The 22,877-nt window shown below is 69.2% G+C and carries 23 protein-coding genes and 1 pseudogene; 9 read left to right on the forward strand and 15 right to left on the reverse strand.

Going from position 1 to position 22,877, the window contains the following annotated elements; genetic code table 11:
• The 3 genes and pseudogenes from AS97_RS00005 to AS97_RS00015 all read left to right on the forward strand — a co-directional run.
• A partial coding sequence (locus AS97_RS00005; protein ID WP_210564052.1) for a hypothetical protein occupies positions 1-259 on the forward strand: 259 nt, incomplete at its 5' end.
• 299 nt (positions 260-558) lie between these two features.
• Entirely contained in the window at positions 559-1,182 is a 624-nt protein-coding gene (locus tag AS97_RS00010) for a hypothetical protein (RefSeq protein ID WP_210564053.1), read from the forward strand.
• A 45-nt stretch (positions 1,183-1,227) separates the two neighbouring features.
• A pseudogene (locus AS97_RS00015) lies at positions 1,228-1,530 on the forward strand (Tn3 family transposase); the annotation flags it as partial.
• A 194-nt stretch (positions 1,531-1,724) separates the two neighbouring features.
• Here AS97_RS00015 and AS97_RS00020 read toward each other — a convergent pair.
• Together AS97_RS00020 and AS97_RS00025 are read right to left on the reverse strand one after the other, a co-directional pair.
• Positions 1,725-1,892 carry a hypothetical protein gene (locus AS97_RS00020; protein ID WP_210564054.1) on the reverse strand — a complete coding sequence of 56 codons (168 nt, stop codon included), beginning with the start codon at positions 1,890-1,892 and terminating at the stop codon, positions 1,725-1,727.
• A 345-nt stretch (positions 1,893-2,237) separates the two neighbouring features.
• Complete coding sequence (locus AS97_RS00025; protein ID WP_210564055.1) at positions 2,238-2,420, reverse strand: hypothetical protein; 183 nt, start codon at positions 2,418-2,420, stop codon at positions 2,238-2,240.
• A 1,799-nt stretch (positions 2,421-4,219) separates the two neighbouring features.
• On the opposite strand from AS97_RS00025, the gene AS97_RS00030 reads away from it, so the two are divergent.
• Positions 4,220-4,861 (forward strand): hypothetical protein, encoded by a 642-nt coding sequence (locus AS97_RS00030; RefSeq protein WP_210564056.1) that lies wholly within the window; start codon positions 4,220-4,222, stop codon positions 4,859-4,861.
• 125 nt (positions 4,862-4,986) lie between these two features.
• Positions 4,987-6,258, forward strand: a complete 1,272-nt coding sequence (locus AS97_RS00035) for a hypothetical protein (RefSeq protein WP_210564057.1) — start codon at positions 4,987-4,989, stop codon at positions 6,256-6,258.
• Between the two features lie 176 nt (positions 6,259-6,434).
• On the opposite strand, the gene AS97_RS00040 is transcribed toward AS97_RS00035, so the two are convergent.
• The 4 genes from AS97_RS00040 to AS97_RS00055 form a co-directional block, all read right to left on the reverse strand.
• A complete protein-coding gene (locus AS97_RS00040) occupies positions 6,435-7,289 on the reverse strand; it encodes a helix-turn-helix transcriptional regulator (protein WP_247204748.1) in 855 nt (284 codons plus the stop codon).
• Between the two features lie 2 nt (positions 7,290-7,291).
• On the reverse strand, positions 7,292-7,519 hold the full coding sequence (locus AS97_RS00045; protein ID WP_210564059.1) for a hypothetical protein: 228 nt from the start codon (positions 7,517-7,519) through the stop codon (positions 7,292-7,294).
• Positions 7,520-8,273: 754 nt separating this feature from the next.
• Positions 8,274-9,299, reverse strand: coding sequence for a hypothetical protein (locus tag AS97_RS00050; protein WP_210564060.1), 1,026 nt, complete (start codon positions 9,297-9,299; stop codon positions 8,274-8,276).
• A 99-nt stretch (positions 9,300-9,398) separates the two neighbouring features.
• On the reverse strand, positions 9,399-9,827 hold the full coding sequence (locus AS97_RS00055; protein WP_210564061.1) for a hypothetical protein: 429 nt from the start codon (positions 9,825-9,827) through the stop codon (positions 9,399-9,401).
• A gap of 262 nt (positions 9,828-10,089) precedes the next feature.
• On the opposite strand from AS97_RS00055, the gene AS97_RS00060 reads away from it, so the two are divergent.
• The 4 genes from AS97_RS00060 to AS97_RS00075 all read left to right on the forward strand — a co-directional run bounded on the left by AS97_RS00060 (position 10,090) and on the right by AS97_RS00075 (position 13,451).
• Positions 10,090-10,455 carry a hypothetical protein gene (locus AS97_RS00060; RefSeq protein WP_210564062.1) on the forward strand — a complete coding sequence of 122 codons (366 nt, stop codon included), beginning with the start codon at positions 10,090-10,092 and terminating at the stop codon, positions 10,453-10,455.
• Between the two features lie 162 nt (positions 10,456-10,617).
• Positions 10,618-11,628, forward strand: a complete 1,011-nt coding sequence (locus AS97_RS00065; protein ID WP_210564063.1) for a hypothetical protein — start codon at positions 10,618-10,620, stop codon at positions 11,626-11,628.
• 765 nt (positions 11,629-12,393) lie between these two features.
• The gene (locus tag AS97_RS00070) at positions 12,394-12,624 is read left to right on the forward strand and encodes a hypothetical protein (RefSeq protein WP_210564064.1); all 231 of its coding nucleotides are present in this window, start codon (positions 12,394-12,396) and stop codon (positions 12,622-12,624) included.
• A gap of 59 nt (positions 12,625-12,683) precedes the next feature.
• A complete protein-coding gene (locus AS97_RS00075) occupies positions 12,684-13,451 on the forward strand; it encodes a helix-turn-helix transcriptional regulator (RefSeq protein ID WP_210564065.1) in 768 nt (255 codons plus the stop codon).
• Positions 13,452-13,555: 104 nt separating this feature from the next.
• Here AS97_RS00075 and AS97_RS00080 read toward each other — a convergent pair whose 3' ends face one another.
• The 9 genes from AS97_RS00080 to AS97_RS00120 form a co-directional block, all read right to left on the reverse strand.
• Complete coding sequence (locus AS97_RS00080; RefSeq protein WP_210564066.1) at positions 13,556-14,308, reverse strand: hypothetical protein; 753 nt, start codon at positions 14,306-14,308, stop codon at positions 13,556-13,558.
• Positions 14,305-14,550 (reverse strand): hypothetical protein, encoded by a 246-nt coding sequence (locus AS97_RS00085; protein WP_210564067.1) that lies wholly within the window; start codon positions 14,548-14,550, stop codon positions 14,305-14,307. The genes AS97_RS00080 and AS97_RS00085 overlap by 4 nt, the downstream gene beginning before the upstream one ends.
• Positions 14,547-16,772, reverse strand: coding sequence for a Mucin-19 (locus AS97_RS00090; protein ID WP_210567099.1), 2,226 nt, complete (start codon positions 16,770-16,772; stop codon positions 14,547-14,549). Before AS97_RS00090 ends, AS97_RS00085 begins: the two co-directional genes overlap by 4 nt.
• A gap of 49 nt (positions 16,773-16,821) precedes the next feature.
• Positions 16,822-17,430 carry a helix-turn-helix domain-containing protein gene (locus tag AS97_RS00095; protein WP_247204159.1) on the reverse strand — a complete coding sequence of 203 codons (609 nt, stop codon included), beginning with the start codon at positions 17,428-17,430 and terminating at the stop codon, positions 16,822-16,824.
• A gap of 968 nt (positions 17,431-18,398) precedes the next feature.
• Positions 18,399-20,351 (reverse strand): DUF3732 domain-containing protein, encoded by a 1,953-nt coding sequence (locus AS97_RS00100; RefSeq protein WP_210564068.1) that lies wholly within the window; start codon positions 20,349-20,351, stop codon positions 18,399-18,401.
• A gap of 29 nt (positions 20,352-20,380) precedes the next feature.
• Positions 20,381-20,857 carry a three component ABC system middle component gene (locus tag AS97_RS00105; protein ID WP_247204749.1) on the reverse strand — a complete coding sequence of 159 codons (477 nt, stop codon included), beginning with the start codon at positions 20,855-20,857 and terminating at the stop codon, positions 20,381-20,383.
• A 2-nt stretch (positions 20,858-20,859) separates the two neighbouring features.
• Complete coding sequence (locus tag AS97_RS00110; protein WP_210564070.1) at positions 20,860-21,693, reverse strand: ABC-three component system protein; 834 nt, start codon at positions 21,691-21,693, stop codon at positions 20,860-20,862.
• Positions 21,668-22,063, reverse strand: coding sequence for a hypothetical protein (locus AS97_RS00115; RefSeq protein ID WP_210564071.1), 396 nt, complete (start codon positions 22,061-22,063; stop codon positions 21,668-21,670). Before AS97_RS00115 ends, AS97_RS00110 begins: the two co-directional genes overlap by 26 nt.
• A 204-nt stretch (positions 22,064-22,267) precedes the next feature.
• Complete coding sequence (locus AS97_RS00120) at positions 22,268-22,507, reverse strand: hypothetical protein (protein WP_210564072.1); 240 nt, start codon at positions 22,505-22,507, stop codon at positions 22,268-22,270.
• Positions 22,508-22,877 lie beyond the last annotated feature (370 nt).

The following is a 22,877-nucleotide window of genomic DNA, read 5'->3' on the forward strand; positions in this document are numbered from 1 at the left end:
GATCGGCAGCGCCCGCCAGGCGCTGGAACGGATCCTCGCCCTGGCCGACTGGCCGTCGATCAGCAAGACCGACGATCTGCACCAACGCAGCCAGGCACAGCGATGGCGAGCCATCTACAAGACAGCGTTCGACCAGGCGTCAGGTGCCGAACACGCCGACGAGATGACCAAGGACTTCTCCTACAGCCGCGGGGAAGCCGAAGCCCTGATCGGAATCGCCGCAAGCCTCCTACGAGCAGCCCCAGCACCCGGCATCTGACGCTCGGCGCCCCGCCCGACGAGCCGGAGTCGCCGCCGTCGTCGCCAATTGGCGACAGCCGAGCGCGCCCTCTCGGCTGTGGACGGACCGCCACCGAGCCACCCACCCCACTCGACGAGGACCAGCTCCAGACGCGGCCGCCGGGACGCCGTCGACTGGAGCCGGGCCAGCTGTGAGCCCTCACAGGGCCCCAGAGTCCTAGCTCAGTCACCAGCCGCAAGGGCGCCTGCTGTCGAAACCGCCGATGTCCTGCGGTTCCGGCGTGCTTTGGTTGCCCTCCCTCATGGCACGATCGCCAGATGCTCGCCTTATTCAAGGAACCGGAAGTCCTCGCTGTCCTGGTTGGCGCCCCCCTGGTGCTGATAACAGCCTGGGCCTCCTACGCGGCTGGTAAGCACTCCGCCCGTGCGGCCATCGACGCCGTCCGCCGTCAAGAGCTGGAGACCGCACTGCGCGACGTCGCTGACGCCGCTCTGGAGTTCCAAAGTTACTGCTCCGAGGCCCTGCGCCCTGTAATTGACGGAGGGCCCCGTCCGGACAGGCCGCACCCGTGGGAAGTGACAGAGCGGTTCATTACCACGCTCGGCCGTATCCAGAACGGCACCCTGGCCGCAGGAAATCTGGTCCACGACGCTGGCGGCGACCTCCAGGAGGCCGCCGCCGCCCTGCAGGCAACCGTCCGCGAGGCGGTTACCGACAACCCTCCGCAAGCGGCGCGGTATGCCTTCGATGAGGCTCAGGCCGTCTTCGCTGACGCCCGCGGCGCCTTCCTCCTCGCCTGCCGCATGGAGCTGTCCGTCTTCCCTAAGTACTCCTTGGGAACCGGCCACAGACTGACTGCCAGCTGGTCAGCCAGCGGTCCCAACGGCAGTCACCACCGCACCGGCACCATCGGCCCCCACAACGACGAACCTGTCACCTGATCGGGCCCACGGTCCTGCGGTCGCCGACACCACGGCAAGCGCGGGCAGGCATACCGGACGGGGCAGGAGGACCAGCTCCGCGCGCTCGGCCTGGTGCTGAACGCCGCAGTGCCGTGGACCACCCGCTACCAGGACGCCGCCGTCACCACCCTACGGGCGCTGCCCGCCGACCAGCGGGAGCACGACGTTCTCAACGAGGACGTCGCCCGACTCTCCCCACTCCGCCACGCCAACCTCAACATGCTGGGCCGCTACAGTTCCCGCGCCACCGTTCCGGCTGGCGGGACCCTGCGGCCCCTACGCGATCCAGACGCCACCGGGCCCGACGAGGACGGTGTAGAGGGCTGACAGGGGAGCGCACCGAAGGGCCCGATCCTTGATCGGGCTCTGTTCGTCCGGGCCGGGCCAGGGCGGCGCGGCGCGGCGAGCGTAGCGGTGTCCCGCCCTGAGTAGCCGCCTCCGCCTTTCTCCCCATCAGCAAGGCGGCGTAGGAGGGAAGTCCGGCTGTTGACTACGGTCGTGACCTGCGTAAACGGCCCTGCTTACGGGGTCGGGGTGTACCAGATAGTGCGCGGGACGGTGTGCACCGTGGTGTGCAGGATGGTGTCCGCCATGCCGCGCCGGGCCGGCGGGCCGAGATTGCCTTCCGGGTTGCCCGGCAGAGAGCCCCAGGGGTTGCCCTGCGAGACGTCTCTCGGGTTGCTCCTCACGTCGCCCCCAGGCCCGGACGCGAGGGGACGACGCCGCAGCTCAGGCCCCGTGGTCAAGGGGTGCCGCCCGCGCCGACTACTTCTCATAGACACCCCCTGTCTCCTCGAACACACCTCCGACGCCCACCAGGTCCGCGATTGATGAAGAACTTCTCAATCGCCCAGCGCCGCAGACCAGGTCACGCTCCCGGGGCCCCGCCGGGCCCCGGGAGCGCCAGCGTGAGGGCTCGCCTCGGACAAGGCACCCGAAGTCCCGCGGCGCAGCAGCTGCTTCCCGCAGCGGGGGGTCAGCTCGTGCGGGGGCGGCGCTTTCCGGGCGTCCCGTCCCCGCACGAGCGTCCCGGGTCACCGGGCGCCGGCGGTCACCGCGAGGGTGACCAGAGCGGCCAGCAGCATCGCCCCGGAGAGGGCGACGACCACCGGCTGGGTCAGCACCGGACGGCGGTACACGGCGTAGGCGAGACCGCCCACGGCCATCAGGCCGACCAGCACCAGGACCAGGACGAGCAGCAGGGCAATCGTTGACATAGCGGTGGATTCCTCCAGGGTTCGGGCATACGTGTCTCGCATGCGGGACATGGCGGTGGAGCGTGTGAACTCCCATGCCTTGAGGCGGCATAGGGAGACCCCGGACAGGGCGACGCCAGGATCGAACGCGGAGGGGTTAGCGGGGCAACCACGGCCTGAGCAGGGCATTCACCGGCGACTGTGACCCTGGTCACGTGGTAGTCGGGGCTTGCGGCCCCGGGAGCCTCCGGAGGGGTTGTTCCGAAGGTTGGCCGGGTCGTGTGCTGCGGGGTGGGACCGGACGTTGCACCGAAGGTCACACCGAAGGTGTGAGCCCCCCAAATCGGACACCGCTCGTTTTTGCAGATCAGACCCCGTGGGCAAGTGGGTCCGCGACGGCGACACCTCTTCCCGCAGCCAGCCGGGAGAGGTCTGGACAGTTCCGGGCGGGGCGGCGGGCGCCTCCTGGAGCCCGGCGTCCCCGGCCGGGACCGCGGCTGTGACCGGAACGGTGACCACGGCTGTGACACGGCGCTGTGACGGCCGAAAGCAGGCCGACCCGTACGGGCACGCGCACGTACGCGTGGATCGCGCGCACGTGAAAGCGCGGGCGAGCGGCACGGGCAGCACGCCACACACGCGGCACGCGTTGGCCCCTGCCCGCGCCCCGTCCCCGGCGCTCCGTCCGGCCGCCAGAGCGAGCGGGACCGCCGCGCCGAGCAGCCACGGCTCCTGCCACCCACCCGCGCCTCGACCGCCCAGCGCTGCTACCTCTCGTGTGCACACGCGTGCACGAGCACCCGTGCATGCCAAACGCGCGCAAGGCCCCGCCGGGCCCAAACCGACCCCGAAGACCCCTTCCGGCTATCCGGCCGCAACCAGCCCACCGCGCCGCCCCGGACGGGCCTCTCACGGACGCGGACGCGCCCAGACGCCCAGACGCCCAGACGCCCACCCGAGCCCGCAGACGCCCCCACAGCGGCGCGCAGCCGCGTGGCCCCGGGCGCGGGTGAATGAAGACGTCGGCCCCGGTGATTCACGAACTCCGGCGCGGTGATGAGAAACTGGCCACCGAATCGGGACCCGGGCAAAGTGACCGCGGTGGCTCCTGCCCCAAGCGCAACAACCGCCCCAGAATCCCGGCGACGGCGGCGGCCTGGTCAACGACCCGTCCCGGGATGCGTCCGAGATGCGGTCCGCACCCGCCACAACCTGTCCCCGAACCGCCCGGATGCGTCCGCGGCCCGGACGCGGCTGTCCGCCAGGACGCAACTCGGACGCAACGCGAACCTGCCGCGACGTGCGCTGACACAGCGGACGCATCAGATCGACACCCCCCACCCCCAGCCCCCCAATCCCCCAGAAGTGCCTATTCACCTGGGGAAAGAGGCCTCCAGTCCCCCAGTTCCCCCAGTTCCCTCAGCCGCTCCAGGCCGGTCCCTGACCACTGCACTCCAAGGGAACGCCGCGTTGACGGCCTCGAGCTGCGCGCGCCTTCGCGGTCCCTCGAACGGGTGCTTGGAGAGACGTCACGTTCCCGTCTTCTACTCCGGTTTTGCTGCGGAGCGCAGCGAGCGTTCGTCGGCAGGGCGACATCGTGCTCGAAACGCGGCGAGCCCGGCCGGGCTCGCCGCGCGCCAGTTCGTGGCCGGCCAGTCGGCGGCCCCGGCCGAGGGCGGCCGGTGCGGGCGCACCCCGCCTACGCCCCGGGATCGGTGCTCCAAGGCGCTGGGGAGCCGCTCGCTACGTCCCTTCGCAGTGGGAGTGCCCGGCAGGTTGTTCCGCTGGGTTTGCAAGCTGGGGGCGGGATGATGAGCGCCATGACCGAGGCAGGGACCATCACCGTCACCGCCCGCGTGGCGTTCGGCACCAAGGAAACCCTCAGGGGCCTCAAGCCCCTGTTCAAGGCCGAGCGGGAGCGGGCCAAGAGATTCGCGCGCGAGCCGGAATGGAGCACCGAGGGGCTGTCCGGCCGGGAGGCCGCGGCGAAGCGGGCGCAGTGGGAGATGTTCAAGGAGCACCTGCGCGAGACCGGTGAGCTGGTGGACACCCTGGACGTGCTGGTGGCGTGTGGGGTGCGGGCCGAACTGGCGGAGCGGGGCTGGGATCGGGAGTGGCCGCCGGTGCCGGCGCAGGCGTTGCTGCCGGGGCGCTGGCCCGGTTCCCGGGATGGGGCGTGGCCTGAGGGGGTGACGGTGCGTCTGCCGTCTGGTCTGGTGAACACGGTGTGGTCGGCGTGCTGGCACACCTCGGAGGAGGCGATCGGGCAGTTGCGCGACTGGCGCGACAGGTACCCCGATGCGCTGCCCAATCGGCGGTTCCGCTCCGAGGGTGAGGACGAGGCTCTGGCCGAGTACGAGCGGCTGGCGGCCCAGGTGACGACGGCCGGCGCGATCTGGCGGGCGGGCGTCCGCCGCGGCATCGACTCCGAACCTACCATCAGCGCACGAATTGCAAGCTAAGAACACCCATGTCAAAGGGCATTTTGATGGTTGTGCAAGGAGGAATGGAGGGCTACCGTCACACCCCATGGGCGGTGACGGATTGTCGCCGCGCGATCACAAGGGACGGGTGTGCAGTGGACCGGGTGGACGAGCTCGAGCACGGCCAGGAGCAGCGGCAGGACGACAGCACGACGGTCGGGAACAGCGCGGCGCCGCGGCCGCGGGATTCCGCGAAGTCGCCGGTGTCGTATCGGTGGTGGGGTGAGGTGCCGTGGACGCTGGCGTCGAAGTCGCAGCTGGGACGGGCGGATCTGCCGCGTGAGCCGGGCGGGCCGGTGCGCGGCTGGGTGACCGGGCGGGATTTCCGCGGCCGTGAGATGGACATCGAGCTGTACGCGGTGGCCGAGGCGGTGCCGACGAAGGCCAGTGGTGGGCAGCTGGCGGCCGCCGACCGGCGCCGTACCGCCACGGTGCGCGTGTGCTCGGACTGCGGGGCCAACTGCCAGCAGCCGCTCGCCGAGCGGCGCGGCCGGTACCTGTGTGCGATGTGCGCGAAGCTGGCGCGCATCGTGGACTTCCAGATCGAGCTGCGCGAACGGCGCGCCGAACTGGCCGAGTGGGCGCAGAGGGTGCTGGCCGATCCGGCGCTGGCGGTGGTGTGGGTCGAGGTGCTGGAGGCCGAGCCAACACCGTCCGGCCGGCGGCGGCCGCCGCTGGCCGCCCGCATCCACGCGGTCGACGGCCACGGCCGCCTCCTGGTCGACGTCCTGGTGCGGCTCGCCGGGCCGCGTACCAAAGGCGCCCCCGCCGGTGCTGTCCCGCCGGAGGAGGGCGCCAAGGCCCTCCAGGCGGCCTTGGAGGGCCGCAGGCGCATCACCTGGACGGCCGATGTGCTCAAGGGCGTGACGGAGCGTCTGGCGGCTCTGGGGTGCCCTGTGCAGCTCGGTCCGGCCATGCCGCACGGTCAGGTCGAGACGGGGGTCTGGAGCCCGCACCGCAGGGTGTGGCCGGGCCAGGTTCGCGACCGCCTCGCGCAGTGGCGCGGCGAGCTGGACCCGGCGACCGGGGAGCTGCGCGCCCCGTGGCCGCCCGGCACCGCCGACCGGCTCCTGCTGTGCCTGCAGCGCATCGCCGACGGCACCGGTGCGGGACGGCCCGGGCGCAGCCGGGCAGCACGCCGTGAGGACGAAGGCGCCGGGCCCGAGGGCGCGTACGAGATGCGGATCGCGGTCACCGGCCCGGCCGGCGCCGCCGAACGCCTCGCAGGAGTCCTGGCCGCCATGGGCGCCGCCGAGCACGGCTCCCTGGCCGGACCGGTGCCCTCCCGCGAAGTGCCCGGCGCCCAGGTGACGTACTTCGCGGGGAACCCCGAGGTGCTGCTGCCCGGGGATGATCCCGCCGATGCCGCGCAGTGATCACAGTGCTCCGCCGAAGCTGTCACGCTGTCACGGAACGGCGGGAAGGGGCCCCGTCCGGCAAGCAGGACGGGGTTTCCCCAGTTCGGAAGTGTCACGCTGGAGAGCGTGACACCTCCGCCGTGACAGTTACCCCGCCCCTCACGAACGCCGTGAGGAGTGGCTGAGCGCCTTCTTCAGGCGGTTGCTCGTCGCGGATGTCGCAGGTGTCTGATGCTCTGGGCGGCCGTCACCTCGCGAGCGGAGAGATGCTGTTCCCACAGCTGCTGCTGCCCGGATACGTACCGCTCCATCTGCTGCTGCACGGTGCTGAGCCGCCAGGTCTCCTGACCGTCGGAGTTGCGTGAGCGGTCCACATAGACCTCCACTTCTCCGCCCGGGTGGCGGATGACCTCGAACGCGGGGCGCCGTCGCTGTATGACCGCTTTAGGGCCGCCGAGCCGCTGCTCCTCGGCCCGGTCCCACGCCTGGCCCCACCCGTTGAGGGCCAACCCCTTTATGCCGCATGCCTGGGCGAAGGCCAGGACGAACAGGCGAGTGGGGCGCCCGGTCACGCCGCCGATGACGCGCGCGACCGTGGAATGGGCCAGCACACCGTCGCTGGCCCTCTCCAGTTCCTCGTACGGCCGGGAGCCGTCCTTTTCGTAGAGGTCCACGAGCGCGGCGCGCAACTCGGCGAAGTTGCGCACGTAGTTGATGTGCTGGGGAGGGACTGTGTCCCGCCGCTTGGCCAGACTCTGGCGGTACCGGGCGCGTTTCCACAGGCGCTCGGCTTCTGTCTGGTCCGCGCCGCAGGCGTCGGCGTAGGCGGTGACGGTCTTCAGCCGCGGTACAGCGGCACCGGATGCGGCTCTGGCCAGGGTGTCGGCACTGCAGCGGGCAAAGGTGCCGTCGGCCGCGGTCAGATGATGGATGCGCTCGGCGAGCTGGACGTAGCTCAATCCCGCCTCGATCCGCCGTTCACGGAGCCACCGTGCCAGGGCCTCCAGGTCCTTGTCGCACGGGGCGATGGGCTTCTCCGGCCGTCCCATGGTCACCCCTGCTCCGTCATGAGCGGCTTGGCGGCGCTCAGTCGGCGTGCCAGGCGCAGGCCCGTGTCGGTGGCCTCGGCCAGCAGCACGAGCACGGAGAGGGACGGCATCCCCGCGAGAGCGAGGATCACGGAAAGGATCAAGACGACCACGACGATCGTCACATGCGGCCAGGTCAGCGGGAGTGCACCGGACTCCACGCAAGCGGCGCCAAGGGGTTGTCGGGACATGCGTCCTCCATCGGTTGTGGCTCCACACGTGTCTGCACTCGGGGGCGGTTGCCGTCGCCCGTTCGAGTGGCATGCACCGATGTTGTCGCACGTTCGCACCCGGCCTGACACCGAAGGGATGTTCGTGCGGGTTTAGCCGCATGCTCATCCCGTACTGGGCACGCCGAATCGAGACCGCCGCACCGACCGTTTCCGCAGGGCAACGCCCGGATCCGTCAGGGGTTTCCGCATCCCTATCCCAATTGGGATTGCCTGCCACCTGCACTGCAGTAACCATTCTCAGAAGCACCCAGGCGGTACACACCTCTGGGACACCTCTCCCGTCGGCTTGTGGCTCCACACAACCCCGGGACGATGCGGGCGGCCGCGTTGCCGCGAGGGCCCCCGCACCCGTGTCGGCTTCGGCACCGGCACTTGGCGAGGCCCAGCGAGTTTTGTCGCTGGGCCCCGCCAAGGCTCACATGGTGGCCGACAGCCCAGGACGGCTCTCTCGGTCGCCAGCAGCACCGCCGCGTCCCGGTGCTGCGGTACGAAACCAGCTGCGGAGCAGCGTGATGCCCCATCGGCTCTTCTCCACCGGATCGCGGCGGGGCCGGGGGCGTCCCAGGGCGGCGCCGGGCTCGGTGGTTGTGGAGGTCTAGGGGGCGGGGGCCTCAGGTGGACTGGACCTTCTGGGGCTGGGGGACTGGGGCGGAGCGTTTATCCAGCCCAAGGAAGCAGGAGACGGATGCCAAGTGCAGGCGCGGGTTGCCGGTCACGGGACGTTCCTCGGGGTGGGCACGGCAGGCGATGGGGGCGTGCAGGTGCCGCATTCGCTCCGGTTGCCGTCGGCAGGGAAGGGGCGAGCACAGCGCGTGCAAAGGGCTGTCTCTGTGGTGAAGTGGCAACAGAAGCAGAAGTACCGCGGCCGGTCCGGGGCATCGGCGAATAGGACGTCGCCCCGGAATGTCTCCTCTCCGCAGGTGGGGCACGCGGTCGGCACGGTCGATGATCCGGTAATGAACTGGTTACCCGCTTGCGCCAGGTACCAGATCGCGGCCTCGAGGGGGTGATCGCGCTCGGTGTTACAAAACAGGCAGCGCACTCCGCCCACGTCCATCACGAGGGCTGCCCACTTCCCGCAGTCCGCGCATTGGAGCGTGTACTCAGGGCAGCTGGCCAGAACATCCTTGATGTTGTTCATTCGGGCGTCGACGAACCTCTCGATTAGTGGCAGGTCGCTACGGATCGGGCCAAGTTCGCGCTCGGCGTGATCCCGCTGCTCCTGATCGAGGCGCCATAGCAGTTGCAGATGGATGAAGTCCATCAGAAAGTGCAGCACCACGGCGGCGCGGGCCTCTACCGCGTAGGCGTTATGGGTAAGTCCGTAGTGCTGGAGCTTGTTGCGGTCCAGGGTCAGGGCCTTGATCGCCTGATGATGCTTGTGCTCGATGCGAATGCTGGCGAATCGCTCTAGGCGGTCGATGGTTTCCTCGACGCCGCAGCTGGTGAAGGCACCGCTCCCGAGCTTCTCGCGGGTGGCGGTGAGTGGTTCGAGGAAGACCAGGCTCCAGTGCTCAATCTGGAGGCGGGCCTTGAGCAGTACCTCGGTGGCGGCGTGAAGGTGCAGGACTGCGTACTTCAGGTCCCGCGGATCGGGGCGGGTGTGGGAAAGGTGCTCGACCACACTGGTGAGGTAGTCGATGCCGTTGTGTACCGGCGGGAAGTCCACCTGGGGTGGGGGCGTGCCTTGACAGGTGGGGACGGTCTGCTGGCCGTCCTCCGGGAGTTGTTCGCTCATCGGTGCGGCATGTCCTCGCGTGGTCGGGGCACTGGATACTCCAGGGAGAATCATCGCCTTTCGCCGGTCATTCGACAGAGCCGTTTTCAACGAGCCTCATCAGGGGCGAAGTGGGGTGACGCGGCCGCCGTCGGCGGCGAGTTCCTGGCGGAGCTGGGTGTTGTCGTCGTGAAGGACTGCGATGGCGATTGCGGCAGCCTCCAGGCGCCGACTTATGGCGGTGCACTCGCGAGTCTTCTCGGCGAGCTTTCGGCGGAGCCGGGTGATCTCGTTATCGCGCCGGGCTTCGCCCGGCGTGGTGGTGCCGTGTTCGGCGATGTGGCTGTCCCACTCGGTGAGGATGGCGGTGGCTCGGTTCATGATGGCCCGGCTGACCTGGGCTTCTCGCCAAAGTTTCTCCTTGGTGAGGCCTCCGTCAATGTGCTGTGGTTTGCCGTCGAAGAGCCGTTGCATCGCGGCCCGTAGGGCTGCGGCAGTCTTCGCGGAGACACCGTCTTCGGTGAGAGAGTGGCTGTGCGGTGTGGTCACGGCGCCTCCTCGCGGACCTTGGCCAGGACGGCTTCGGTCCGCCCCAGTTCTCGGCTGATCAGTACCTTGCGGGTGGCGAGCAGGTCAGGGCTGTCCAGGAGCTTGAGCTGGGTGCGTCGGGTGTTGCGCAGCCACGGCCCGCTGGCCTGCCGTGGTCAACCTCGTGGTCACCGTTGACCGGTGGGTTGACCGCGGCGTACGCCCGGACTTCTCGGCACAGCGACCGGAGATCCGCGCATGGCATCGAACTAATATTCGTATCGTGAGTGGTAGGGCAGACACCCCGGTCGCGGGCAGCGGACCGTGGGTGCGCGTGCGGCTGCCGGACGACCAGGTCGTCCGGGCCGCCTTACGTGCTCGCATCCAGGAGCGGGACGGCTCCTGGTGGTACGCCCTGGAGCTGACGTTGTGGGGACGCCTGGAGACCCGGGACGGGCGTCTGGCGGGCGAGCCGGTCCCGGTCGACTTCCTGGCCCCGGCAACGGATGTGCGCCCCATCGAAGACCAGCGCAAGGCGTATGCGGCGGTGCCCACCCGGAGGCATCCGGTGGCGGTCCGGCGAGCCGCGCAGCGCCGCACGCCTCTCAGCCGCAGCGGGCCGATGCCGTGGGACGTCGGCGGCGCGTAGGAGTTGCGCACCCCTGCCGCGTGCGCGGTGCGCGCCCTGCCGCAGGGAGTGCGCATCGTCGCTGGCTGCCGTATTGCGCAGCCCGGCCGGAAACCGCCGCGTCATCCGATGGGGCCATGGGGAGAGATGGGCTGCTGTGGCGCTTGACGGCGAGGGGGCTGTATGACGCGGAGACAGGACATCGAGAAGATCCTCAACGAGCTGGGCGAGGTACGGCGGGTGCTGGACGACCCCGCCGTCGGCCTGGCGGCGTTCCACCAGGATCAAGAAGAACTGCGGCGCAAGGTGCTGGAGAACATCCAGCTCGGCACGACCGGGTTGCGTGAGGAGAACCGGGAGCTGCGGCGCCGCCAGGAGAAGATGCTCGGCGATCTGTCGGACACGCGCGCCGCGGTCGAGGCGCTGCGGCGGGAGATCGCGCAGGCCTGGGCGCACACGATCAGCGCCTCGAATCCGGCGGTCGCGCCGAGTTCGACGGCAGCGGAGCTGACACATCATGAGCAGCGGGCTCTGGAGGCCGGCGCCGACGGCAACGGCGGCGGCGGCGAGGGGGAGGAAACGGTGCACGAGGGTATGCAGTCGGCCGACGCGGGTGGCGGCACGAAGGACGTGCCGCTCGAACAGCAGCGCGCGGGCGAGGTCCCTTCCGCCCCGCCGGAGGAAGAGGTGCCGGCGCTTTCCTCCTCCGGGACCGCTCCGGAACCCGCCGTACCGTCTGTCGAGGCCTCGGTCGTGCCGCCGGGGCAGGAGACCGTGGAGGAGCGGAAGGCGCGGAAGGAGGCCGACTACGACCAGCACCTGCAGAGCGTGCTGACGGCGGCCGCTATCGCTTCCGCCCGGCTGGTGTGCCACCGGGACACCTGGGCGTTCGTGCTCGAGCAGACCGCCCAGCACCCGCATTTCCGTCTTCCCGACCGCACCAGCGACATCGCCGACGGACAGATCGAGGCGTTCCTGTCCGGCCGGTCCCTGCTGGCGGTCCTGGTCACCATGCGCAAGATCCTCGACGACCGTGTTGCGGGCGATCCGGAGATGGCGACCTGGGCACTGGCCAGCGCGGTCTACCGACGCACTGTGCTGGCCGTCACCGACACCACGCATACGCGGCCCGATGGCAGCGAGGTCACCACCATCGTCCTGGATGACCGGCCCGTGCCTGCCAGCACATCCTGACCGTCAGCAGCATGCCGAGGCCCGGAGACCGCCGGCGGTCTCCGGGGCTCCGTCGCTGAACGTGCCGGTTCTGCGAACGGCTTCTGACACACTTGTGGCCCGGCCAGACTGGCCGGGCCACCTGCTGTCCTCAGCTTTGCTCACCTCATAGGGTGCATGCCGAGAAGTTGGTGGGGGTTCCGCTGCAACGGAAGCTCCCCGTTTGTCCCTGGGTGCGTCCACAGCAATACGGATCGTCGCCCGGAGAGACCGCGCTGAAGTGCGCGTTCCTACGAGATAAGAGTCTCGCCCGCCAAAGTGATCAACAGCAACCTCTGGGCGCCGGAAGTTACACCGCACAAAAAACTCCCTGCTGTGACCTGCGGAAACGTGAGTCCGGCATGCGCGATCACAGCGGATTATTCGCGACACATCCGCGACACTCCGCGAAAAACTTCAAAGAAGCGGAGCGCGGACAGTTATTTACTCCCTGTCGGAGAATTACAAGCTTCTCTTCCTCCGAAGTAACTGCGGCCGTGACCTGCGGAAACGGTGCCGCACATTCTTGGAAATCCTATCTTCCGGGCGAATCCATGCAATCCGGCCAACTGTGCAGCGTGCCACGCGTGTCGCGGATCCAGGGCGTGTTGACCACGTGTGCGAGTACCGCAACTTACGTCGTACACAGGCGCGTTGGTCTCAGTAGCGTGAGGAATAGCCCTGGTCCACCGGCTGCAACCGGTCCAGGGCGCGTCCGCAGCAATCCCGTCCGGACCTGGAGTTCGCTTGTCCCTGATTCTTCCTGAAGACCCCGGCACCTCCCAGTCTCCTTCCCAGCCCGAGCCCTCGGCCCCGCGCCCCCGCCTGTCCTGGATCGACGTGGTCCTCCTGGTCGTGGTGCTGGGCGCGCTGGTCGCCCTCCTCGCACTGGGGATCGATCTGCCCGAAGCTGTGACCGTGGTAGGCGTTGCCGGGCTCGTCAGCGTCGAAATGCGCCGCCGTTTCACCCAGTCCTGACCATTCCTCCGGCCCGGGGCCCAGCACCCCGGGCCGCGGGCTCACGGAAAGGAGACACGGTGGCCCGCCCCATGAACGCCCTGCCCACCACCAACGAGGGCGAGAACAGCTCCTTGGTGGACTTCGCCTCCGCTCTGCGCGCGCTGCGTGCCCGGGCGGGGGAACCGACGCTGGCCGAGATGGCGCAGCGCTCCGGCGTCTGCACCGCCTCGCTCTCGGACGCGCACAACGGTCGCGCGTTGCCCACCTGGCGCACCGTGCGCGGGTACGTCCGTGCCTGTGGTGGCGATCCGGCGCTCTGGCGCTCGCGGTGGGAAGGCGTCCGGCTTGCCCAGCGCACCGGTCATGCCGAGGACCATCACGCTGCGCTGATGAGCCGATGGGCCCGCACGCGGCAGCTCACTCCGCCTCAGTGGGTGAAGAGCCAGGCGGAGCTGGCGCAGCTCCTGGACCACATGCGGCGCTTCTGCGGCCTGAGCCTGAGGGACATGGCGCGCCGAAGCGGCGGCTTCTCCCACCACACCTTCGCGGCCGTTCTGCGCGGTGAGCGGCCCGTGACGACCGACATCCTCATGGCCATCATCCGCGCCTGCGGAGTGGATCCGGGAGCTGCCCAGCGCTGGCTTTCGGCACTGGCCCGAGTACGGCCTGCGGAGGCACTGCGCGTGCAGACGTACAACGCGAGCATCGAAAACTACCGGCGTACGCAGCACGCAGGGGGGCGGCCCCGGGCCGCGCGCCAGGACCGGCAGCGGAACGGTCTCCCGCTGATGGGTCCCAAGCCGGCGGCGCCCTCACGTGCCGAGCTGAGGGCGGGTGTGCTGTAGTGCCGGATCGCCCGTAGGCCAACTGCGCGGTTGCCGACCCTGCCGATGAAATGGGGAGGCTGCCGGTGCGTCCAGGCGGTACCGGCAGCCTCTCCGATGAGACGTCAGGTGGGTGTCCAGCCGCGGACTTCGAGGTGGGTGAGCTGCGCGTCGGGGGCGAGGCGGCCGGTGTCCACCATCCAGGCGCGTACCGCGGCGGCGACGTCGCCGCCGTGCGCGTCGACCCGGTCCTTCCACTCCCGTGCGTCGAATCCGGCTTCGCCCAGGCCGGGGCCGGCGCTGTTGCCGTACGCGCGCTCTTCGGTGCTGTCCCTGCGCTGGACGACGTTGCGTCGCACGCCCGGTGAGTCCCGCATGCGGCCGGAGTCGATCAGGAAGTCCTTCTTCTTGGCCCGGACGGTGAACGCGATCCGGCCCTCGGCCGCCGCGCTGTTCTCCACCACCGGGCGCAGCCGGGCGGCGCCGGAGGCGATGTGCTGCTTGGCGGCCCGGGCCATGGTGGAGCGGCCCGGGGTGGCGATCACGTCCTTGGTGCGCACCCGCGCGGTCTTCCCGGCCTTGGTGGTGCGGCGGTGGACGTAGGGCTGCGCCACTGCCTTGAGCTCGGGGACGGTGGTGGCGGCGCCGACCTGGAGCTCCTGGACGGCGTAGTGCAGCGCCTCCACGTAGGAGGCGCCTTTGCCCTTGGTGAAGAACTGGCTCACCAGGGAGGGGTTGCGTCCGATGATCTCGCCGACGTCGCGTTTGGTGAAGCCGGCGTTCAGCAGTTCCTGGGTCAGCCGGGCCGCCTCGTTCGCCTGCGGCCGTCCGGCACGGCCGCGTCGGCCGCCGCCTGTCCTGCGCCTGCGCGGTGTCACGCCGCCTCCTGAAGGTCGTTGCCGCAGTCGTGGTCGGAGTAGGTGACGGTGTCGTCGTCGAACAGGTCATCGCCCGTCGCACCGCACTCATCGCAGTGCCACTCCGCGTGCCAGGTCACCTCACCGTCGCGGCCGCAGGCGTGCTGGGAGAACACGGTGTCTTCGTCCGCCCACGCCTGCTCACCGGTGGCGCCGCACGCCGGGTGTTCCCACTGGCCGCCCCACTGCACGCTGCTGCTCACTGCCCGGCCTCCTGTTCCTCGGCGAGGTGGGCGCGGCCGAGGGTCTGCAGGGTCAGCAGTTCCTCCTCGGTGCGCGGGCCGGTGATCGGTCCGGGCAGGTGGCCTTTCATGAGGTAGTCGCCGGGCTGGCCGTGGTAGGGCCAGGGGGCGTCGTGGGTGGTGTAGATGGCGTCGGTGCGGAAGGCCACGATCGAGTCGGGCGGCAGGTGCAGCGCGCCGACGAACGTGTTGTCCTCGCGCATCTTGGTGGACAGCAGCGCGGCCCGGGCGCCGGACCACACCCCGGCCGCCCACTCGGGGTGCGCGTAGGGGTCGCGGGAGAATCCGGCGCTGCGCTGCCAGGTGATCGTCTCGCCGTCGGAACCGATGATCTGCGCGCCGGCCGGGATCTCGTGCTCGTGGCCGACGGGGACGGAGCGGGTGGTGATGCGGGGACGCTGGGCGAAACCGCCGATGCCGTACAGCAGGATGCTGCGGACCGCTCGGGAGGCGAGGTGGGCGGCGGTGCGCTGCCGCTCGTCGCCGTGGTTGGCCGCGAGCGCCTGCAGGGATGCCCAGGCGTCCTTGAGGTGGGTGGACCAGTCGCGCAGCGGGGTGCCGGATTCCCACAGCAGGCCGTCGAGGATCTCGATCCGCCAGGGGGTGATCGGGTTGCGCAGGGCGAGGTTGACCTCCGCTCCCCCGGCCCAGGTGGTGAAGGTCTGGCCGGGCTCGGCCGGGTAGTACCAGGCCCGGTCCCCCGCGGCCGGCGCCGGGAGGATCCCGACGTGGTTCCAGCCGTCGGGCACCGTGACGCGGATCTGCCAGTGGCTGGGGGCGAACAGCGCGTTCGTCTGCTCCTTCTCCGACATGGCGGCGAACGCGGCCGCGGTGATGCGGCGGGGGGCACCGACGCCGGAGGCCCAGGTGTGCTTGGCGTAGGCGAAGGTGCGGTCGCACTCCACCAGCCGCGGCAACTTCTCCGGTACCCGCGGGGGGAGGATGAGCTCGGTGCGGCCCTGCCCGGCGGTGGCGTGCAGCAGACCGCGGATCTCCTCCGACATCACCGGATACCCCTCGGCCCACCGCGACCCGGCCTTGGCGGGGATGGTGCGCGACCAAAGGTCGCGGCCGGTCTGCGAGGGCGAGCCCATCAGCGTCACATCCGGCCAGTGGTGGCGCAGCTGCTTCCACAGCAGCACGAACGCGTCCCGCACGGTGGCCGGGTCGGCGCCGTCGGGGTCGAACCACTCCCCCACCGACCGGATCTCGGTGTGCTGGTCGCCGCGCTGCCAGCGGCCCACCGGGTTGCGCGGGTGGACCAGGTGCCCGGCCAGGCGGTCCTTGCCCCGGGAGGACTCCACCTGCCAGCCGGGCACCGGCGCGTTGAGCCAGGCGGCCACGGCGTCGCGGAGGAACGGGTACCGGTCGGCATCCCAGTGCCACGGGTCGCCGGCGGTGATGTAGATCCGCTCCACCGACTCGGGGACGGTGGAGTACACGGCGGTCAGGATCTCCGAGACGCTGGCGGCGCCCAGGTCCAGGCGCACGATCTGGTCGCGGTGGACCAGGACACCGGTGTTCGTGTCGAGGAACGCCATCTGGCGCGGCTGCTGGGTGAAGTTGGGCCGCTTCGAGGCCAGGTTCGGTGTCGGGGCGCACCAGGCGTCGCCGCTCTCCCCGGCCGGGATCGACGGCAGCTCCCGGCCCTGCTCCACAGCAGACACGACGACCGGAGCGGGTGCGGGCTGCTGCTCCTGGTCGTGCTGCTCGGCCGGCTCCTCGAGGGCGGGCGCGGCACCGTCGGCGACGGCCGCGGTCTCCGGTACGTGTTCGCCGGTCGCGTCGTGCAGCTGCTCGCCGGGCGCGGTGTCGTTGTCGGCGGCCGCGGGCCGGGGCTCGGGACGGCGCAGGTGAGGGGCGAGCGCACCGACCGGTCCGGGCGCCGGCGCGGCAGCTGCGGCCTGGCCGTCGTCGCCGGTCGGCTCCGGCTGCGCGGGGACCGACGGCGGGGCCGCCTGCTGACGGGGGCCCAGATGCGGGACCAGGGCGACGACGTCAACAACGGCCAGGCCGGCCGCGGGGGCGATTCGGTCGGCCTTGGCCTTCTCGTACGCTCCCAGCGCCACGATCCGCTTGTCCCGGTCCGCTTCCAGCCGCTGCAGCTCCTTGCGGACGGACTTGATGTCGTCGCGGACTTGACGCAGCTGCCCGAGGGCGGCGGTAAATTCCTTGCTGTCCATCACGGTCTCTTCCGGGCGTCGCATCGGGTTGGGAAATGGCTGATGGGAGCTATGCGGGTGGCGTTTGTGTGGTGACGTAGGCGATGGTGCCGCCAGCGTGGGAGGTCAGGCGCGTGCCCAGCAGGAGATCAGCCAGTTCACGGTCGGCTGCCTTCGGTGCGGTCAGCTCTTTCACCGGGCGCGCAAGGTCGGTGATGTAGCCGGTCAGGGCCGCTTCAGGGAAGCCGTGGCGGCCGCGGCCGTCTTTTTCCCAGTGTTTTAGGCCGGTCAGGACGGCGACGACGTAGCCGGACAGTGTTACGGGCAGCACTCCGCCGGCTGCGATACTGGCCGCGTCGCATCGCCACCAGCCCCGCAGTGCCTTCAGCAGGTCCTCCGGCGGCAGTGAGGCCGAGAAGCCAAGCCACTGACGATCATGTTCCTTCACCGGCTTGGCCACATCGGCCCGCAGCACTCCGACCTCCCGGGCCTTGAGGTGTTCAAGCGGCGCGGCCACACGGTCCCGGAGCGTTTGCACGACCTCCAGCGGCACCATGACACGCACTCCCCGACGCGACAGGCCCGGCAGCACTCCGGCGTGGACGAGGCGACGGAAGGTGGTGACCGCGCAGCCCAGCTCTTCCGCAGCTTGCCCTGTTGTCAGCAGCACCTCATCCACCCGTTCAAACCGACTGCGATATCTGATGAGGCATCGAAATTATCGAATGCGGGACACCAAGTCAACGCAGGCCCGGGTACTCGACCTGGTGGAGCACCTTGGACGCGCCTACCGGCTCGCGGGGCAGAGTGAGCACCCAGGCACACGACGAGCTCCCCGGAGATGGCTGACTGAGGGCTCTGGGAGGTCGGTGATGCACGCGCATGAGGTCTTCGGCGTAGGACACGGCCTGGAAGAGCCGAGGGTGACGTCGGAGTCGTATGCCTGGCGCACCCTGGCGATGGCGTTCCGGGTGACCTGCTGAATTGTGGGATCACGCTAGGCACGCGGGGCCAGGGGCCGACTGGCTGCAGCGGGCCCGCCCTCATCAGCTACTCCGCCCGGGCCCTCTATGGTCAAGGGTTGGGCCAGCAAATTCCCTGAACACGGCCACGAATGGCGTGCCCTCCGGCACCGGGATGCGGCCTTCTGCCGACATGATCCAACCCCTCACAGAAGGCACGGTGGACCAGGCGCTGAACGCGATGGACGTCTGACAGACGTGCGGGCGACGGCAAGGTCATGCCCCTGCGTCCGCGGCATCAACCTTTTCCGGACCGCAAGCCGAGCAGACGTTCTCGTCGTTGTCCTCGGGGTGCATTTCAGACGGAATGAGATGATTTGTTCGGCAGACGGTGCAGAGATCTCCACCGCATGTACGGCAACCGACGTACCGTCCGCCCGCGTACTCGTAACGCCGCTTTTCAATACACGGGTCGTCGCACGCCATGAACAGTCCTCATCGTCCGAAATTTCCATCCGCAGCAGGTACAACGACCACTTCTCTTCCAGGTTCTCGAGTCGATCATAAGGTCGCTTGTCGACGCGGTAGGTGCCTTCGGCGGGCGGCCCGGCACACAGATCCAATGCGCTCCGCCTCTCGCCCACGGGAAGAGCCGGACGTTGCCCGATGTGGACACCGCCCAGCGTCAGTCGACCCAGTCGGTCGGGATCAAGGCTTTGCGATGCCCGTCGACCGGTCGCCAGTCCTCCACGATGGCCTCCTGGAACCAGGGTTGCTCGGTGAGGTTGGCGTGGTCGCACACGATGATCTGTAGGGCGCCTTCGTTGAGGTCGGCCACATCCCGCAGGAGTTCGAAGTAGGCCGTGACTGTGGCCCAGTCGGCATCCTGGACGGTGGTGGCGTCCTTGATCTTCGCGGGGAAGAAGGCCTGGGTCGGCTGGTCCAGCATGAGGAAGTTCGGGACCGGCCGGTTGTGGAGCCGGAAGTAGGTGTGCAGGGCGAGGTGGGCGACGAGGTGGTAGCCGATCCAGTTTTTCGCGCTGCCGATGCGGTTCAGCGGGAGACGTCCCAGGGGACGTCGGACCACGACGTTGAGCTGGCTGAGGCTGATGGCGACTTCGTCGGCTGAGGCGGCCTGTCCAAGGTTCAAACGCTTGGCCCAGGTGGTCATGTTGGCGGCGATGTCGGTGAGCCGTCGTTCCGTCTCGGCGGTGACGTCGTCCTCGTCGATCAGGGCCTGGAGTGTAGCAACGTTTTCCTGAGCCAGGACCAGATCGTTGCTCAACCGGCCAATGTCGCCGACGGATGATCCTGTACCGGCGGTGAGCGCTTGGTCGATCCGTCCCTGGACCCTGGCGATGCGCACATGCTGTTCCTGAAGGTTGCGCATGCGTTCGTCGCTGGCGGCGAGTTCCCGTAGCTGTGCCCCGTTGACTCTCAGGCGTTCGACGACGGCTTCCCGCTCGGTCTGAAGGGAGCGGCGGTGTTCGTCGCGGATGGGCTGGATGGTCTGGGCCTGATCGAGTTCCGCGGAGAGCTGCTCGGTGAGCCTGTTGATCTCGGCGGCTGACGCATCCGGTTCGTCCAGGGGACGCGTGCACATCGGGCAGACGGTGCTGTCGTGGTCGCGTTCGGGCCCGAGGAGGTCGAGGGACTTCAGACGGCCGAGCTGAAGGTTCAGCTCACCGGTGAAGGCTTGTCCCTGCTTTTGCCAGCGTTCCACCAGTGCAAGCCCCTCATCGAGCTGTTGCAGTTGTTCGCGCAGATCCCGCCGCTCGTCGTTCAGCGCTTGGCGCCGGTCCCTGAGGTCGACCGGGCCTATGGTCGACACCGTGACGGTGAGTGCCTGCTCGAGCAGAGCTCGGGTCTCCGAGGGGGCGGGAGCTGCCGGGACCTCTTCCAGGATTCCTTCGCTTTGAGCGAGGCGAAGCAGGGCAAGGCCGCTGGCGTCCACGGCTGCGGCGTGGCGGTGGGCATCGTCGAGCTTGCGCTGGGCGGCCCGCTGGGCTCGCTGGGCCTCGTTCAAGTGGTATCGGTGCAGGGCCTGTTCAGGCCCTGCGGCTCCGAGGAAATAGGGAAGGGTGTCTTTGAGTGCCTGGGCGATGCCGTTCTCGGTCTGGCGGTGGAAGAGGGCCTTCTTGTCGGCGATCTCATTCTGGTTCTGGAAGCACAGGAGAGCTGCCTGGCCGATGGAGACGTCGAAGGCCGCGCGTGCGGCGCCGGGGGGCGGCTGGAAGCGGAAGTCTTCGATTCCCAGACGGGCGCTGAGCTGGCTGCGCAGCGCAGCGACGTTCGAATTTGGCGTCAGCTCGTCGGCGCGGGGGAGGTCGAGGGTCTCGTCACCGGTGCGAATCATGGCCTGGGTGGTCGAGGCGCCTGCGGGCCGGGGTCGCGCGAGAACCATACGGCTGTCGCGGAAAGCCACCAGGAGCGCATACCACCCCACGGTCCGGTCGATGGGTTCGTCGGGCAGGTTGGGGGTGCTGCGTCCCAGGCAGTAGTCGACGATGTCGAGGATCTCGGATTTCCCGGTCTCGGACTCGCCGGTGAGGATGTTGAGCGCCCCGGGGCGGAAACGCAGGACCCTGGGGGCGGGTCTGCCGTCTCGGTGGTAGAGGGCCAGGGCGAGTAGCTGCATGGTGGTTCGCGAGCTCCTTGTGGGGGTGGTTAGGGACGGACGCCGAGGAGGTTGAAGGCGAGGGAGGGGTCGACGACTGCAAGCCAGCGTCCGACGAGGCCTGCGCGGCGGGCGCAGTCAGCGACTTCCTCACTGGCAGCGGCCGAGGCGGGTTTCGGCGCGCGAGGGCAGCGCAGTCCTGAAGCGGTGACGTCGATGGCGTGGTGGCGGGCGGCGGTGCGCAGGCTGGCGCGGGTGTATTCGGTCAGTGCGGCGGCGCGTTGCGCGAAGGCGGCTTGGTGTTGGGGATGTTCGTTGAGCCACGCGGACATGGAGTGGACGGATTGTGTGGGCAGGTCCTTGCGTGTGTCTGCGGGAAGTACGAAGGGCAGCACGAGGAAGGCGCTGGGCCAGGGCAGGAGGCGGCCGGCCTTCTGGGTGGCGGCGTGGACACTGGTGGCCAGGAGGTAGCCGCCGAAGGCCGTGTTGAGCAGCGTCTGTGCTTCGGGGACGCGGTGGTTGGTCATGGTCACTGGTCCCATGGCTCGTCGCGGGTCCGGCACAGGTCGGGGTAGTCGGGGTGCCAGCCGACGGAGTCGTCGTCATCAGCGGTCTGTGCCCGGCCGGCGAGGCTGTGTATGGTGCCGCGGCCGATCCATCCTTCGGTGGTGCTGCCGGGGCGGGCGGGTTTGTCGGCGACCTTGTCCATGGTGTCGTCCAGGACGCGCTTGCCAGCGGCCCTACGTTCTCCGGCGGGAGTGTCGTCCTCGATCGCGTCGGTGTGGCGGGTGAAGACGTGGTCCCACTCGTCCCACAGGAGCCGCTCGTAGTCCTCGAGCCCCTCTTCGGTGATCTTGAAGGTGCGAAGCCATTCAGAGCGCTGAGCGCGGGCGTAGTGGTAGTCCCGCAGGTGGGTGGCGATGGTGCGGTCTTTGAGTCCGATCCACTGCATCTGGGCCACGACCAGGTCGTCCTTGTAGACGTCGATCTCGGCGACGGTGAGGCGGCGCAGGGTCTCGGTGATGGGCAGGTTCTTCCCTGCGTACCGGTCGGTGATCTCCTCGAGGCGGCACTGCAGTTCCTGGGCGGTGACCGAGGCCCGAGTCCGGTTCTTGCGGTCCAGCAATTCGACGGCCATGCCGTACCACCAACCCTTGATGTCGTCGAGGATGGCGCGGGCGTGCTGGCCCCTGATCCCCAGTGTCCGGGCCAGACTAGAGTTGAGGTCTGACATCAGGGGCGACGCATCGTTGACCTCGATGGCGGCAACAAGCCGGTAGCGCTGCGCGGGCGTGAGGTCGGTGAACTTCTTGCGGTCCTTTGCTGTGTTCTCGGGCTCAGATGCCTGAGCGATCTGCTCCATGCCGACCAGGGCATCGGCCACAGAGCGCCCGGGGCCGGGGCGGAGCTGGTGGAGGAAGGTGCCTTCCGGCCGCCACCTGGGTAGTGACCAGCCGCAGCAGGGGCATCGCCCCGGCGGACAGGCTCCCCAGTACGATCAGCGCGTCGATCCACGAGGCGACAGAGCGCCAGAAGTCCTTGCCGGTCTCGCTCAACCGCCCGGCGTTCTCACGGTGTTTGGACTGCAGCAGCTCGAACGGGTCGCCCGTGTCCTCGTACAGGAACTCGATGTCGTCGAGGACCTCCATACGGACTTCGACCGTGATGTCGTCCCAGCTGCGCTGGGCAAGTTCCAGCAAGGCCAGTTCGCACTGGTAGAGGTATCCGGTCATCTGGCCTGCCGCCGAATGCGACCCTGCTTGCGCCACGTTCCCCACTTGTGGTCGAGCCTGTACCAACGACAGTTCCCTCGCCGGGTCATGACAGCCACGACGAGACACGGCGCCGACGGCTGCAAGCGAATCCCCCACGAACCAGCCCACCGCTCCCCTGTTTGGCGTAATCTAGCACCTCCCGGACAAGCAATATCCAAACGATCAGCGGGGCCACGGGAGGCAGCTTCTTAGGCGGTCGGGGCAGAACAGCACGCAGCAGTCCTCGTCGGTGACCACCATGACCTTGACCGCGTTTTGCTTGCCCTTGCCGGAGATGAACGCGTCCCGGTCCTTGCGTCCGGCGGCCGAGCACCGGACCCCAATCCCATTGCCGTTGACAATGCCGGTCTTCCTGCTGGCGCCAAGATGGTCGACGACCTCAGCGAGAGTCCGCAGCCACATGCCCGGGCGGACGGTACACCCTCACTCAGCGAACAGGGGCCGCACCTCGCCCGATGGCCCGGGTGATGGTGGAGCGGTCCACGCCGAACCAGCAGGCCAGCACGTCGTGCGTGGTCCCCCTGACGGAGATGGACGAGCGCGACCAGACTGCTCGACGATCAGCGATCACTTCGGCCGACGGGCCCGTGATCCTTCGGTCACTGGTGATCGTTCACGATCCGCGTTCCCTACCACACAACCATGATCGACGATCAGGAGCCCGACATCTCACCGCCAACCGTGCATGCAAAGGGCGCCGCAGCATCGCCGAAGCTGCTGGCCCTGGGCACCTCCCGCGCAGGGAGCGACCGAATGAGTCGGAGAGCCTGAG

This window comes from Streptomyces sp. AgN23, assembly GCF_001598115.1.
Taxonomy (GTDB): domain Bacteria; phylum Actinomycetota; class Actinomycetes; order Streptomycetales; family Streptomycetaceae; genus Streptomyces; species Streptomyces antimycoticus.

Coding starts and splice junctions, on each gene's coding strand:
- AS97_RS00010 (WP_210564053.1), top strand. CDS start 559: ATGCTCGCCTTATTCAAGGAACCGGAAGTCCTCGCTGTCCTGGTTGGC.
- AS97_RS00025 (WP_210564055.1), bottom strand. CDS start 2,420: ATGTCAACGATTGCCCTGCTGCTCGTCCTGGTCCTGGTGCTGGTCGGC.
- AS97_RS00030 (WP_210564056.1), top strand. CDS start 4,220: ATGACCGAGGCAGGGACCATCACCGTCACCGCCCGCGTGGCGTTCGGC.
- AS97_RS00040 (WP_247204748.1), bottom strand. CDS start 7,289: ATGGGACGGCCGGAGAAGCCCATCGCCCCGTGCGACAAGGACCTGGAG.
- AS97_RS00045 (WP_210564059.1), bottom strand. CDS start 7,519: ATGTCCCGACAACCCCTTGGCGCCGCTTGCGTGGAGTCCGGTGCACTC.
- AS97_RS00050 (WP_210564060.1), bottom strand. CDS start 9,299: ATGAGCGAACAACTCCCGGAGGACGGCCAGCAGACCGTCCCCACCTGT.
- AS97_RS00065 (WP_210564063.1), top strand. CDS start 10,618: ATGACGCGGAGACAGGACATCGAGAAGATCCTCAACGAGCTGGGCGAG.
- AS97_RS00090 (WP_210567099.1), bottom strand. CDS start 16,772: ATGGACAGCAAGGAATTTACCGCCGCCCTCGGGCAGCTGCGTCAAGTC.
- AS97_RS00100 (WP_210564068.1), bottom strand. CDS start 20,351: ATGCAGCTACTCGCCCTGGCCCTCTACCACCGAGACGGCAGACCCGCC.
- AS97_RS00105 (WP_247204749.1), bottom strand. CDS start 20,857: ATGACCAACCACCGCGTCCCCGAAGCACAGACGCTGCTCAACACGGCC.
- AS97_RS00110 (WP_210564070.1), bottom strand. CDS start 21,693: ATGGAGCAGATCGCTCAGGCATCTGAGCCCGAGAACACAGCAAAGGAC.
- AS97_RS00115 (WP_210564071.1), bottom strand. CDS start 22,063: ATGACCGGATACCTCTACCAGTGCGAACTGGCCTTGCTGGAACTTGCC.
- AS97_RS00120 (WP_210564072.1), bottom strand. CDS start 22,507: ATGTGGCTGCGGACTCTCGCTGAGGTCGTCGACCATCTTGGCGCCAGC.